The 13,315-nt window shown below is 66.5% G+C and carries 11 protein-coding genes; 6 read left to right on the top strand and 5 right to left on the bottom strand.

Annotated elements, in window-relative coordinates:
* The first annotated feature begins 5 nt into the window (after nucleotides 1–5).
* From nuoL to nuoN, 3 genes are read left to right on the top strand one after another with little or no spacing between them, the layout of a single operon-like run.
* Complete coding sequence (gene nuoL, locus AU192_RS03620) at nucleotides 6–1,886, top strand: NADH-quinone oxidoreductase subunit L (protein ID WP_064394366.1); 1,881 nt, start codon at nucleotides 6–8, stop codon at nucleotides 1,884–1,886.
* The gene (locus tag AU192_RS03615) at nucleotides 1,883–3,448 is read left to right on the top strand and encodes an NADH-quinone oxidoreductase subunit M (protein WP_423202665.1); all 1,566 of its coding nucleotides are present in this window, start codon (nucleotides 1,883–1,885) and stop codon (nucleotides 3,446–3,448) included. Before nuoL ends, AU192_RS03615 begins: the two co-directional genes overlap by 4 nt.
* Entirely contained in the window at nucleotides 3,445–5,019 is a 1,575-nt protein-coding gene (gene nuoN / locus AU192_RS03610; RefSeq protein WP_064394364.1) for an NADH-quinone oxidoreductase subunit NuoN, read from the top strand. The genes AU192_RS03615 and nuoN overlap by 4 nt, the downstream gene beginning before the upstream one ends.
* Here the strand turns inward: nuoN and AU192_RS03605 are convergent.
* Both AU192_RS03605 and AU192_RS03600 read right to left on the bottom strand, forming a co-directional pair.
* Nucleotides 5,016–5,621, bottom strand: coding sequence for a TetR/AcrR family transcriptional regulator (locus tag AU192_RS03605; protein ID WP_064394363.1), 606 nt, complete (start codon nucleotides 5,619–5,621; stop codon nucleotides 5,016–5,018). The genes nuoN and AU192_RS03605 overlap by 4 nt on opposite strands.
* On the bottom strand, nucleotides 5,618–7,072 hold the full coding sequence (locus AU192_RS03600; protein ID WP_064394362.1) for an FAD-dependent monooxygenase: 1,455 nt from the start codon (nucleotides 7,070–7,072) through the stop codon (nucleotides 5,618–5,620). The genes AU192_RS03605 and AU192_RS03600 overlap by 4 nt, the downstream gene beginning before the upstream one ends.
* Nucleotides 7,073–7,149: 77 nt before the next feature.
* On the opposite strand from AU192_RS03600, the gene AU192_RS03595 reads away from it, so the two are divergent.
* Nucleotides 7,150–7,923 carry an enoyl-CoA hydratase gene (locus tag AU192_RS03595; RefSeq protein WP_064394361.1) on the top strand — a complete coding sequence of 258 codons (774 nt, stop codon included), beginning with the start codon at nucleotides 7,150–7,152 and terminating at the stop codon, nucleotides 7,921–7,923.
* 214 nt (nucleotides 7,924–8,137) lie between these two features.
* Here the strand turns inward: AU192_RS03595 and AU192_RS03590 are convergent, their stop codons facing one another.
* Both AU192_RS03590 and AU192_RS03585 read right to left on the bottom strand, forming a co-directional pair.
* On the bottom strand, nucleotides 8,138–8,818 hold the full coding sequence (locus AU192_RS03590; RefSeq protein WP_064394360.1) for a PIG-L deacetylase family protein: 681 nt from the start codon (nucleotides 8,816–8,818) through the stop codon (nucleotides 8,138–8,140).
* 5 nt (nucleotides 8,819–8,823) lie between these two features.
* Entirely contained in the window at nucleotides 8,824–9,426 is a 603-nt protein-coding gene (locus tag AU192_RS03585; RefSeq protein ID WP_064394359.1) for a TetR/AcrR family transcriptional regulator, read from the bottom strand.
* A gap of 43 nt (nucleotides 9,427–9,469) precedes the next feature.
* Between AU192_RS03585 and AU192_RS03580 the strand changes: the two genes are divergently transcribed.
* Nucleotides 9,470–10,603: a phosphotransferase family protein gene (locus AU192_RS03580; protein WP_064394358.1), complete on the top strand. Its 1,134-nt coding sequence runs from the start codon at nucleotides 9,470–9,472 to the stop codon at nucleotides 10,601–10,603.
* Nucleotides 10,603–11,715 (top strand): Rv3169 family protein, encoded by a 1,113-nt coding sequence (locus AU192_RS03575; RefSeq protein ID WP_064394357.1) that lies wholly within the window; start codon nucleotides 10,603–10,605, stop codon nucleotides 11,713–11,715. The genes AU192_RS03580 and AU192_RS03575 overlap by 1 nt, the downstream gene beginning before the upstream one ends.
* Nucleotides 11,716–11,782: 67 nt before the next feature.
* Here the strand turns inward: AU192_RS03575 and AU192_RS03570 are convergent, their stop codons facing one another.
* Nucleotides 11,783–13,279 (bottom strand): flavin-containing monooxygenase, encoded by a 1,497-nt coding sequence (locus tag AU192_RS03570; RefSeq protein ID WP_064394356.1) that lies wholly within the window; start codon nucleotides 13,277–13,279, stop codon nucleotides 11,783–11,785.
* Nucleotides 13,280–13,315: the final 36 nt, after the last annotated feature.

Below are 13,315 nucleotides of genomic sequence, written 5' to 3'. Positions count from 1 at the left end.
GCGCGATGACGATTCCTGTCTGGCTGACCATCGCGCTGCCGCTGGCCGGCGCGGCGATCCTGCTCCTCGGGGGACGACGGACCGACGCCTGGGGCCACCTGTTGGGCTGCGCCGCGGCCATCGGGTCGTTCGTCGTCGGTGCCGTGCTCTTCGTCGACATGCTGGGCCGTGACGCCGAACAGCGCGCGATCCACGAGGCGTTGTTCTCCTGGGTTCCGGTCGGCGGGCTGCAGGTGGACTTCGGCATGCAACTCGACCCGCTGTCGATGTGTTTCGTGTTGCTGATCACCGGTGTCGGCTCGCTGATCCACATCTACTCGGTCGGCTACATGGCCGAAGACCCCGGGCGGCGAAGGTTTTTCGCGTACCTGAACCTGTTCCTGTCGGCGATGCTGCTTCTGGTGCTCGCCGACAACTACCTCGGCCTCTACGTTGGCTGGGAGGGCGTCGGGTTGGCGTCCTATCTGCTGATCGGTTTCTGGGCGCACAAACCGTCGGCGGCGACGGCGGCAAAGAAGGCGTTCGTCGTCAACCGCGTCGGCGACATGGGGCTGGCCATCGCGATGATGGTGATGTTCGCCTACATCGGGTCCATTTCCTATGCGGGCGTCTTCGCCGCCGCGCCGAACGCCGGCGAGGGCGTGCTGACCGCGATCGGCCTGCTGCTCCTGCTGGCCGCGTGCGGTAAGTCGGCGCAGGTGCCGCTGCAGTCCTGGCTGGGCGATGCGATGGAGGGTCCGACACCGGTCTCGGCGTTGATCCATGCCGCCACCATGGTGACCGCGGGTGTGTACCTCATCGTGCGCTCCGGACCCGTGTTCGACCTCGCACCCACCGCACAACTCGGCGTCGTCATCGTCGGCGCCGTCACCCTGTTGTTCGGCGCGATCATCGGCTGCGCGAAGGACGACATCAAGAAAGCCCTTGCGGCGTCGACGATGTCGCAGATCGGCTACATGGTGCTGGCCGCCGGGCTCGGGCCGGTCGGCTACGCGTTCGCGATCATGCACCTGCTCACCCACGGCTTCTTCAAGGCCGGCCTGTTCCTGGGCGCCGGTTCGGTGATGCATGCGATGGACGACGAGGTCGACATGCGACGCTACGGCGGCCTGCGTAAAGCGCTGCCGATCACGTTCGTCACATTCGGCCTCGGCTACCTTGCGATCATCGGGGTGCCGCCGCTGGCCGGATTCTTCTCCAAAGACGGGATCATCGAAGCGGCGCTCGGCGCAGGCGGCGTCAAGGGCTTGATCCTGGGCGGCGTGACGATCCTGGGCGCCGGCATCACCGCGTTCTACATGACCAGGGTGATGCTGATGACGTTCTTCGGCGAGAAGCGTTGGGCTCCCAATGTGCATCCGCATGAAGCCCCGGCGGTGATGACCTGGCCGATGATCCTGCTGGCCATCGGCTCCGTGGGCTCGGGGGCGGCGTTCGCGATCGGCGGCACGCTGGAGCACTGGCTCGAACCGGTCGTCGGCGCACACGAGGTACACCACGTCGCACCCGTCTGGGTGGTGACGACGGTGATCCTGACCGTCGTCGCCGTCGGCGTCCTCATCGCCTACCGCATGTACGGAAGAAAACCTGTGCCAGAAGACGTCCCGGACGGTTCGGCGCTCACTGTCGCGGCGCGCAATGATCTGTACGGCGATGCGTTCAACGAGGCGGCGCTGATGCGGCCCGGCCAACTGCTGACCCGCGGGCTCGTCGAGATCGACGAGGAGGCGGTCGACGGCGCGGCCACCGGGTTGGCAGGGCTGGTCAGCCGCCTGTCGACGGGTCTGCGGCGCCTACAGACGGGTTATGCCCGCTCTTATGCGCTTTCGATGCTTTCGGGTGCGGTTCTGGTGGTCGCGGCGATCCTGGCGGTGCAACTCTGGTGAACAACTTCCCCTGGCTCACGGTGCTGTGGGCGACGCCGACCGTCGGCGCCGCGCTGACGATCCTGCTGCCTGCCGCCCAACGGGTGCTGGCGAAATGGTTCGCGTTGGCCGTCTCGATCGCGGTCCTGGCGATCACCGCCGTTGTGGCGGTCGGCTTCCAACCCGGTGGCGAGCAGTACCAGTTCGTCGAATCCCACCGCTGGATCCCGTCATTCGGCACCGGCTACATCCTGGGTGTCGACGGCATCGCACTGGCGATCGTAGTGCTCACCGCGGTCCTGGTGCCGCTGCTGATCATCGCGGGCTGGAACGACGCCGACGGCCAGACCGGCCTGCGCGGACGGTCGGTGCAGACCTACCTCGCGTTGACGCTGGCCGTCGAGGGCATGGTCCTGATGTCGCTGGTGTCGCTCGACATCCTGCTGTTCTACGTGTTCTTCGAAGCGATGCTGATTCCGATGTACTTCCTCATCGGCGGCTTCGGCGGCGAGAACCGGAGCAAGGCGGCGGTGAAGTTCCTGCTGTACAACCTGTTCGGCGGCCTGATCATGCTGGCCGCGGTGATCGGGCTGTATGTGGTGACCGCCTCGAGTGACGCGTTCGCCGCGGGCACGTTCGACTTCCGCGAGATCGTCTCCGCGGTGTCCAGCGGTGAGTTCGCCGTCAACCCCGCCGTGATGAACCTGCTGTTCGGTGGCTTCATGTTCGCGTTCGCGGTCAAGGCGCCGTTGTGGCCGTTCCACCGCTGGCTGCCCGACGCGGCCGTCGAGGCCACCCCGGCCAGCGCGGTGCTGATGATGGCGGTCATGGACAAGGTCGGGACCTTCGGGATGCTGCGGTACTGCCTGCAGTTGTTCCCCGACGCGTCAACGTATTTCCAACCCCTGGTCGTCACGCTGGCGGTGATCGGCATCGTCTACGGCGCGATCCTCGCGATCGGCCAGACCGACGTGATGCGGTTGATCGCGTACACGTCGATCTCCCACTTCGGGTTCATCATCCTGGGCATCTTCGTGATGACCAGCCAGGGCCAGTCCGGTTCGACGCTGTACATGATCAACCACGGTCTGTCGACGGCCGCCCTGTTCCTGATCGCAGGGTTCCTGGTGTCGCGCAGGGGCACTCGACTGATCCGGGCGTTCGGTGGTGTGCAGAAGGTGGCACCGGTGATGGCGGGCACATTCCTCGTCGCCGGACTGGCGACGCTGTCGCTGCCCGGTCTGGCGCCGTTCATCAGCGAATTCCTGGTGCTCATCGGCACATTCACGCGGTACCCGGTGCTGGCGGTGTTCGCGGCCACGGCGCTGGTGCTGTCGGCGATCTACATCCTGTGGATGTACCAGCGGATGATGACCGGAGCCGTCACCGAGGGCAACGAGCGGGTGCGCGACCTGGTGCCGCGCGAACTCGTCGTGGTCGCACCGTTGATCGCCCTTCTGATCGTGCTGGGGGTGTATCCGAAACCCGCGCTCGACGTCATCAACCCTGCGGTCGATCACACCCTGACGACCATCGACCAACCTGATCCCGTACCCAGAGTCGCGGAAGGGCCGAGACCATGACCCTCACCCCGCCGACCGTCGAATACGGTCTGGTCTGCCCGATGCTGATCGTGTTCGGGGTCGCCATCGCGGGCGTCCTCGTTGAGGCGTTCCTGCCGCGGCGGCACCGGTACGCGAGCCAGCTGGTGCTGTGCTTCGGTGGGCTGGCGGCCGCCCTGGTCGCCGTGGTGGTGCTCGCACGTACCCTGCACGGCTCCGTCGGCCGCTCGGCCGTGATGGGTGCGGTCGTCATCGACGCCCCCGCACTGTTCCTGCAGGGCACCATCCTGCTCGTCGGTGTGCTCGGCGTCCTGCTGATCGCTGAGCGACAGGTCGGCGCTGAGGTCGCCGAGGGTGGTCGCCGCGGCCTCGACGGATTCACCCCCCAGGCGTCGGCCGTACCCGGCAGCGTCGCCGAACAAGTGGCCACCAAGGCCGGCGTGATCCAGACCGAGGTCTTCCCGCTGACGATGTTCGCCATCGGCGGCATGCTGCTGTTCCCGGCATCCGATGACCTGCTGACCATGTTCATCGCGCTGGAGATCCTGTCGCTGCCGCTGTACCTGTTGTGCGGGCTGGCGCGCAAGCGTCGCCTGCTGTCCCAAGAGGCGGCGCTGAAATACTTTCTGCTGGGTGCATTCTCGTCGGCGTTCTTCCTCTACGGCGTGGCCATGCTGTACGGATACGCCGGTACGTTGGATTTGGTCGGTATCGCGGAGGCCGTCGCCGCGGGATCGGGTAAGACATCGCTGGCCCTGATCGGGATCGGGCTGGTACTGGTCGGTGTGCTGTTCAAAGTCGGTGCCGTCCCGTTCCACAGCTGGGTCCCCGACGTGTATCAGGGCGCGCCGACGCCGATCACGGCGTTCATGGCTGCGGCGACGAAGATCGCCGCATTCGGCGCGCTGCTGCGCGTGTTCTACGTCGCGCTGCCCGAACTGCGCGACGACTGGCGACCCGTGCTGTGGGCGATCGCGATCCTGACGATGGTGGTCGGCACCGTGGCAGCGGTGACCCAGACCGACGTCAAGCGGATGCTGGCGTATTCGGCGGTGTCGCACACCGGTTTCATCCTCACCGGTGTGATTGCCGCGAACGAAGCTGGACTGTCGTCGACGCTGTTCTATCTGTTCGCGTACGGCTTCAGCACCGTGGGGGCGTTCGCCGTGGTCGGTCTGGTTCGCGACGGTGCCGGCGAGGAAGACACCGCAATGGCGCGCTGGGCGGGACTCGGGCGTCGCTATCCGATTGTGGGGATCGTCTTTTCGCTGTTCCTCCTCGCGTTCGCCGGGATCCCATTGACCAGCGGCTTCGTGGCGAAGTTCGCGGTGTTCAAGGCGGCCGGCGAGGGCGGAGCGATGCCGTTGGTGGTTGTCGGCGTCCTTGCAAGCGCGATCGCCGCGTACTTCTATGTGCGGGTGATCGTGTTGATGTTCTTCACCGATCCGCCCGAGAACGCCCCGACACTGGTGGTGCCGAGTGTGCTCAGCACGACGGTCGTGACGGTCACCGCGGCGGTCACGTTCGCGCTGGGCGCGCTGCCGCAACCGCTTTTGGATCTCGCCAACAACGCCGACCAGTTCCTGCATTAGTCGCGTGACAGCAGGCCGACCTGGCGGTAGGCGGATTCGAGGTAGCGCCGCATCTGCCGCTCGGTCACCGGATTCGGTTGCAGAACCCGATAGGTCACCGCGCCGGCCAGCATGTCCACGAGAACCTCGAGGTCGGCGTCCTCGTCGACCGCGCTGTCGCGCTGCGCGCGCTCGAGCATGGCGAGGACAAGGTCGCGGCGGGGCTGGATGTAGCGGTCCCAGTACGTCCGCATCAGCTCGGGATGTGTGACGGCCGACCCGTAGATCTGCGCGATCAATGCGCGAAAGCGAGGATCGGTCGCTGTGCGAGCGGCTCCGGATAGGTTGTGTCGCACCAGATCATGAACGCTGCCGGCGGTGATCTCCTTGCGGGTGGGCCACTGTATGTCCGTGCTCACATGCGCCTCGATCGCATCCGCGACCAGTTGCTCCTTTCCCGACCAACGGCGGTAGATCGTAGGTTTGCCGACGCCGGCGCGTTTGGCCACCTGCTCGATGCTCATACCCGCGATCCCGCGCTCGACGAACACGTCGAGCGCTGCCTGCAAGATGGCGGTGTCGAGGTCCTTGCTGCGTGGCCGGCCCCGACTCGACGCCATCATCGCACGCTGCCCGTTGCCAGCGCACGACTCAACCATCGGCGCAACGCCTTTGGCTGCCGTCCGCGCCAGGCGAGGTGGCCGTCGGGGCGCACCAGCATCGGATCGCCATCAATGTGCCGATCGATGACGGCGATCCGAGTCTCGCCGAGGCGCTCGGTCACGATCCTCGCCAGATTGTCGTCAGCTCCCAAAAGCCCCCAGCGCCCGTGTAATTCGTCGCCCGAGATCCCGGGCACGCGGTCCCCCGGACGCAGGCCCGACAATCGGCAAGACCGATCCGCCAACGGACCCCGGCGGTACGTCACCCACAACTGCGAGGTTCGGTAGGTCACCCAACGCTGCACTGCGGGCAGGTTCATCACCGGGACCACGACACGGTCGCGAATAACGCGACCTATGCTGCTCTGCGCCACATTGACTTTGGTGACCGCGCTCGTGTTGCGCAGCACCTCGGTGGCGAGCGGACGTCGTTCAGACTCGTATGTGTCGAGCAGCCTCTCGTCGGCGGTGCCCGCCGTGACGAGCGCCAGTTTCCACGCAAGGTTCTCGGCGTCCCCGAGACCCGTCAGCATCCCCTGTCCGCCGAACGGCGCATGCGTGTGCGCCGCGTCGCCTGCGATCAGCACCCGGCCACGCCGGTAGGTTGTTGCCAATCGGCGGTGCACGCTGAACATCGACAGCCATTCCGCGTGCTCGATCGGCGCAGAGCGGCCGGTGCGCTCGGGAATGATCCGGTGCAACCGCGCGAGAATCTCGTCGTCCGTGGGCTTTTGCTGCCCCGAATGCGGATCGTAGGCGATGATGCGCCACAGACCGCCGGGCATCGGCATCGCTCCGAGCATGCCGTCCTGGTGTAGCCAGCCGGTCGTGCCTGAGCGGTCGAGGTCCCAGTCGATGCGGAGGTCGGCGAGCAGGAAGCGTTCGGTGAGGCGCACCCCGGGGAAGTCGATGCCCGCGGCCCGACGGGTGGCGCTGCCGGCCCCGTCGCAGCCGATCAGCCAGTCGGCGGTGAGGTCGTTCCCACCGGCGAGGACTGCCGTGACGGTCCCGCCGTGCTGGTGGACATCGGTAAGCCTTGTACCCCAACTGATCTGGCCACCCAGTTCGGTGAACCGGTCCCGGAGAGCGGCCTCGACCGCAGCTTGGGAGATCACCATCGGTGGAGCGGCGGTATCCATACCGGGATCGCCGAAGCGGATGCGCATGATCGGCTTGTCGCCCAGGTAGGTCAGGATGCTCATCGCCCGCACCGACTTTTCGGGAAGGTCGCCGAGCGCACCGAGGCGGCCGAGCACCTCGGAGCCGCGGGCGTGCAGGAAGTTGGCCCGCGACGTCGTCGCGGGCGCGGCCGCCGCGTCGATCACCCGGACACGGACACCCTGCAGCAGCAGACCACATGCGGCCGCCAGACCCGTCGGCCCCGCCCCGACCACGAGAACGTCGGAAACCATCGCCTCCTCTTTCCGTTACGGTACCGTTTCGTAAATACCGTAGGCGATAACCCGGCCACACGCTAGATTCGGTTCCCATGACCGAACCGCTGGTGCTCGTCGACGACCGTGGTCCCGTGCGAGTGCTGACCCTCAACCGGCCGGAGGCTCGAAACGCCTTGAGTCGCGGACTGATCAAGGCCACCTACAGCGCGCTCACCGAGGCCGACGCCGACGAGTCCGTCAACGCCGTGGTCCTCACCGGCACAGACCCCGCGTTCTGCGCCGGCGTCGACCTCAAGGAGGCCCAGCGCGACGGCCTGAGCTATTTCGAGGAGTTCCGGTCGCAGAGTTGCATCGCCGCGACGGGCAACATGCGCACACCGATCGTCGGCGCCATCAACGGCGCGACCTTCACTGGTGGGCTGGAGATGGCCCTGGGCTGCGATTTCCTCATCGCCTCCGAACGCGCCGTTTTCGCCGACACACACGCCAGGGTCGGCATCCTGCCCGGAGGCGGCATGACCGCCCGACTCCCCCAGCTGGTCGGGCTGGCGATGGCACGGCGCCTGTCGATGACCGGCGAGGTCGTCGATGCCGCGCGCGCCGAGCGCATCGGTCTGGTCACCGAGGTCGTCGCCCACGACCGGCTGGTCGACCGCGCCGTCGAACTGGCCGCACAGATCGCCGAGGTGCCTGCGACAGTCATGCTCGGCCTGAAGGAGATCTACACGACGGGCGCGGCCGCGGTGATAAATCCCGCGCTGGCCGCCGAGGAGAAGATCGCGTTCGCCCAGCACCGCGACTTCGCCGGTCTCGGCGACCGGTTCCAGGCCATCTCGGAGCGCAACAAGCGCCAGATCGACGGCTGACCCTCTGTAGCTTCTGTGCCGCCTGCCCCGCGACGGTGCGTGTCTGTGCCGCGAATGTGCGTGTCTGCTGACGACACGCGGGCGTTCTGCGACGTTTTGCGCGCGCTCACGGGCGTCGAACGTGCGCAAAGTGTCGAGTTTTCGCGGCGTGTCGACTGCAGACCCGCACGCTCGCGCCACAAGGGGGGACGGGCGCGACGGGCACAACAGGGGGTTAGCGACGTTGGCGCAGCAGGATGAATTCGACTGTGCGGCTGCCGCCGAACTCGGGGCGCGGGGCCGTCGTCGACTCCACCTGTTTGCGCGCGTGCACCGTGATCGGGGTGTGCGGGTCGAGCACCGACAGGTAAACCCTGTGCTCGGCCAGTGACGTGACCGCCCGCTCGAAGGCTCCGTCGTCGATCACCTCGACGTGCGTTGCCTGCGGCCCGTTCTGAAACAGCCAGCGCGGCGGGTGGGGCAGGCTGTCGTAGGCCTCGACGACGGCCGCGGCGAACTCCATGTGATCGCGCTGGTTGGGCGCGCCGGGCGCCCACTCGGGACCCCCGTAGATGCTGATCACCACATCGGGCTGGAGTTCACTGATCGTCTCGACAATCCTGGCCCGCAGTTCGGGGCTGTTGCGGATCTCGCCGTCCGGGAACTCCCAGAACCGGACGTCGGCCACACCGACGACCGCTGCCGATCGCATCTGTTCGTGCTCTCGCAGCGGGCCGGCCTGTTCGAGGGCCATCCCCGCGATGCCCGCTTCGCCGCGACTCGCCAGTGCGTAATGGACCCGCCTGCCCGCAGAAGTCCACTTCGCCACCGCCGCGGCGCACCCGTACTCGGGATCATCGGGGTGCGGCACCAACACGAGGGCGGAACGCCAATCGGAGGGAAACGCGTCAAACACGCCCTCTATGCCACCACACCGTGCACGACGATGGCTGTGGTCTGCTCAACCCAGTCGTCGCCGAGCGGCTCGCCCGGCCGCAGCAGCATCCCCAGCAGCGTCGCCCCGCCGATCACCTCCACCAACCGGTCCGGGTCGACGTCGGGATAGACCTCACCCCGCCGAACCGCGTCGGCCACCCGGTCGCGCACGGCCGCGAACACACCGGTGAACCGGTCCATCACACGAACGTTGAGCTCGTCGTCGGCGACCATGTCGGCGATCAGACCGGGCAGCGCCGCCCGCACCACCGGAGACGCGAATACGTCTCGGGTGGCGGTGAGCATGGCGCGGATGTCGGCGGCGATGTCCCCCGGCGGGGTGGCGATCGCGGTCGGCGCGGCGGGGAACGCCGCTTCGTGCACCAGCTCGGCCTTGCTCGACCACCGGCGGTACAGCGCGGTCTTGGTGGTGCCCGCCCGCTCGGCCACCGCGGCGATCGTCAGATTCGAATATCCGATCTCCGCAAGGAGATCCGCCGTCGCGCGCAATATGGCAGCGTCAATGCGTGGATCCCGGGGCCGCCCGGCGCCCGGGGTCTTGTCAACCGATGACGCGTCTGGTTTCATAACGCTACCCACCGTATCGTAATTATCGGCGAAAGAAGAGGCTGTGGCCAACGAACCGGCTGTCGAAGACGTCAGCCGCCTCGAACATTCAAGTCGCGATCTGTCCACCCTGCCCGGTGTGATGTCCCGATGGCTGTCGACCGTCCTGCCGGGCGGGGCAGCACCAGAGATCACCGTGGAAAGTGGCGTCGACGCCAATGGGATGTCCTCGGAGACGATCATCCTGACCGGGCGATGGTCCGTCGATGGGCAACCGCAGGACCAGAAGTGGGTGGCGCGGGTGGCGCCGACTACCGAGGACGTTCCGGTGTTCTCGTCGTACCGGATGGATCATCAGTTCGACGTGATCCGGTTGGTGCAGGAGAAGACCGACGTTCCGGTGCCGCAGGTGCGTTGGCTGGAGAACAGCGGCGACGTGCTCGGTACTCCGTTCTTCCTCATGGATTACGTCGACGGCCGGGTGCCGCCCGATGTCATGCCTTACACGTTCGGGGGGAACTGGTTCGCCGACTCCCCCGCCGAACAGCGCCGCGAACTGCAGGACGCGACCGTCGGCGTGATCGCCAAACTGCATTCGATTCCCGAACCCGAGACGGTGTTCGGATTTCTCGACGACGGATCCGACCGGAACGCGTTGCGGCGCAATCTCAACTGGCTCCAGGACTGGTATCAGTTCGCTGTCCCCGACATCGGGCGCTCATCGCTGGTCGAGCGCGCGCTCGACTGGCTGGAGGCGAACTGGCCGGCCGACGCCGCGGGCAACGACCCCGTCCTGGTCTGGGGCGACTCCCGCGTGGGCAACGTGCTGTACTCCGGCTACCAGCCGGTGGCCGTCCTCGACTGGGAGATGGCCACACTCGGGCCGCGCGAGATGGATGCGGCGTGGATGATATTCGCGCACAACGTCTTCCAGGAGCTGGCCGGCCTTGCCGGATTGCCGGGGCTGCCCGACTTCATGCGCGAGGAGGACGTCAAGAAGACCTATGCGGCGCTGACCGGGGTCGAACTCGGCGACCTGAACTGGTTCTACGTCTACTCCGGTGTGATCTGGGCGTGTGTGTTCATGCGCACCAGCGCGCGGCGAGTGCGGTTCGGCGAGATCGAACAACCCGACGACGTCGAATCGCTGTTCTATCACGGCGCGCTGTTGAAACGACTCATTGGAGATGACTCCTGATGCTCGGTCCCACCGACGAATTCCCGATTCACCAGATCCCCCAACCGATCGCGTGGCCGGGATCCTCCGACCGCAACTTCTACGACCGGTCCTACTTCAATGCCCACGACCGCACCGGCGACATCTTCGTGATCACCGGCATCGGGTACTACCCGAACCTGGGGGTGAAGGACGCGTTCGTCCTGGCCAGGCGCGGCGACACCCAGACCGCGGTGCATCTGTCCGACGGCATCGACTCCGACCGGCTCAACCAGCACGTGCTCGGCTACCGCGTCGAGGTCACCGAACCACTGCGCAAGCTGCGGATCGTGCTCGAGGAAACCGAGGGCATCGCCGTCGACCTGACCTGGAACGGTCTGTTCGACGCCATCCAGGAGCAGCGGCACGTCCTACGCACCGGCACCCGAATCACGTTGGACGCCCAGCGATTCGCGCAGGTCGGGTCGTGGAGCGGGGTGATCTCGATCGACGGCGAGGACATCTCCGTCGACCCGGACGTGTGGATCGGCAGCCGCGACCGGTCGTGGGGCATCCGCCCCATCGGCGAGGCGGAACCCTCCGGCCGCCCCGCCGATCCCCCGTTCGAGGGCATGTGGTGGCTGTACGTGCCGATGGCGTTCGACGACTTCGGGATCTGCCTGATCATCCAGGAGGATCCGACCGGGTTCCGCAGCCTCAACGACTGCACCCGCATCTGGCGCGACGGCCGCGTCGAACAACTCGGCTGGCCGCGAGTGAAGATCCACTACACCTCGGGCACCCGAATCCCCTACGGCGCCACCATCGAAGCGACCACCCCGGACGGGTCGCCGGTGGTGTTCGAGGTCGAGTCGAAGCTGGCGGTACCGATCCACATCGGCGGCGGGTACGGCGGTGACTCCGATTGGCTCCACGGGGTGTGGAAGGGTGACAAGTTCACCGAACGCCTCACCTACGACATGACCGATCCGGCGGTCAACGGCCGCGCCATGTTCGGCGTCATCGACCACGTCGGCCGCGCCGAGTGCACCGAAGGGGGTAAGACCAGTGAAGGGTGGGGCCTGTTCGAACACGGTGCGCTCGGTCGACATGACCCGTCGGGCTTCAAGGACTGGTTGACCCTGGCCGACTGAGCCGGCTGAGCGGTTCGGTGCGCTAACCGTCGCTGCGCGATCAGTAGCGCACCGAAATCGCAGACTTTCAGGCGACCGTTGTCACCCGCACCGGTGCGCGGCCGAACACCATCGACTCCTCGATCCGGTCGAGCCGGTGGTCGATCGCGTCGAGCACATAGTTGTGCCGGACGTTCCACGGCCGGTGCGTACCCGACTTCGGCAGGACATGCGCCGCGCGTTGTACGTAGCCGGCGTTGATGTTCCACGCGGGTTTCTCCGCCATGGGCTTGTCCCCGAGATGCGGGTATGCGTGCGTATAGCCGTGAGAATCCATGTAGGAGATCAGCTTTGCGAACGCCCGAGCGGTCAGGTCGGCGCGCAACGTCCACGACGCGTTGATGTAGCCGACGCACCAGGCCAGGTTGGGCACGTCTTCGAGCATGTGCTCCTTGTAGACGAACCGGTCCTGCGGTTTGACCTCCTCGCCGTCGATGCTGATCAAAACCCCGCCGAGCGCCTGCAATTGGATGCCGGTCGCTGTGATGATCACGTCGGCGTCGATCCGCTGCCCGGACCGCAACGCGACGCCGGACGAATCGATGTGGTCGATCTGGTCGGTCACCACGTCGAGGCGGCCCGTGTTGATCGCGTCGTAGAAGTCGTTGTCGAGCATCGCGCACAACCGTTGGTCCCACGGGTCGTACCGCGGCTTGAAGTGCACGTCGACCGGATAGCCCTTGGGCAGATTGCGTTTGGCGTAGTTGCGGATGTAGCGCCTGCTGAGCTTGGGCGCCACCTTGGCGAACGCATAGATGAACACCGTGAAGATGGTGTTGTAGATGCGCGCACCCCAGTAACCGGCCCGGCCGGGCAGCACCTTGCGCAGCGCCTGCACGATGGGGTTGATCCGTGGCCCCGACAGCATGTAGGTCGGCGAGCGCTGCAGCATGGTCACGTGGCCGGCCTTCTCGGTCAGCGACGGGATCATGCTCACCGCCGTCGCGCCGCTGCCGATGACCACGATGCGTTTGCCGGTGTAGTCCAGCGACTCCGGCCAATGCTGCGGGTGTACGACGTCGCCGCTGAACTCGTCGAGGCCGGGGAAGTCCGGACGGTAGGGCTCGTCGTAGTTGTAGTAGCCGGTTCCGAAGAACAGGAAGCGACTCCGGTACGTCTTGGGTGTCCCGTCCTGCTCGGTGTGCACCGTCCACGTATCGGTCGACGAGTCCCAGTCGGCCGACAACACGCGGGTGTTGAACCGGATGTGCTCGTCGATGCCGTGCTTGCGCGCGGTCTGAACCAGGTAGTCGCGGATGTCGGGCCCGTCGGCCACGTTCTCCGGCCGGGTCCAGGGCTCGAACGGGTAGCTCAACGTGAAGATGTCACTGTCGGAGCGGATGCCCGGATACGTGTGCAGGTCCCAGGTGCCGCCGATGCGGGCCCGCCGCTCCAGCACCCTGTAGGACGTGTGCGGGTTCTTCTCCTGCAGGCGGTAGGCCGCGCCGATCCCCGAGATGCCCGCCCCGATGATCAGCACATCGGAATAGTCGTCAACACGCTCTTCGCGCCCATTGGCACTCATCCGCAACCTCCTTTGGTCCCGCTGAGTACCACCATA

Origin of the sequence: Mycobacterium lehmannii, assembly GCF_001499925.1 — a bacterium.
GTDB lineage: Bacteria > Actinomycetota > Actinomycetes > Mycobacteriales > Mycobacteriaceae > Mycobacterium > Mycobacterium lehmannii.
The sequence above is the reverse complement of the archived record's forward strand: the minus strand, read 5'-3'. Positions and strand labels throughout refer to the sequence as shown.

Coding starts and splice junctions, on each gene's coding strand:
- nuoL (WP_064394366.1), top strand. CDS start 6: ATGACGATTCCTGTCTGGCTGACCATCGCGCTGCCGCTGGCCGGCGCG.
- AU192_RS03575 (WP_064394357.1), top strand. CDS start 10,603: ATGCTCGGTCCCACCGACGAATTCCCGATTCACCAGATCCCCCAACCG.
- AU192_RS03605 (WP_064394363.1), bottom strand. CDS start 5,621: ATGATGGCGTCGAGTCGGGGCCGGCCACGCAGCAAGGACCTCGACACC.
- nuoN (WP_064394364.1), top strand. CDS start 3,445: ATGACCCTCACCCCGCCGACCGTCGAATACGGTCTGGTCTGCCCGATG.
- AU192_RS03585 (WP_064394359.1), bottom strand. CDS start 9,426: ATGAAACCAGACGCGTCATCGGTTGACAAGACCCCGGGCGCCGGGCGG.
- AU192_RS03595 (WP_064394361.1), top strand. CDS start 7,150: ATGACCGAACCGCTGGTGCTCGTCGACGACCGTGGTCCCGTGCGAGTG.
- AU192_RS03600 (WP_064394362.1), bottom strand. CDS start 7,072: ATGGTTTCCGACGTTCTCGTGGTCGGGGCGGGGCCGACGGGTCTGGCG.
- AU192_RS03570 (WP_064394356.1), bottom strand. CDS start 13,279: ATGAGTGCCAATGGGCGCGAAGAGCGTGTTGACGACTATTCCGATGTG.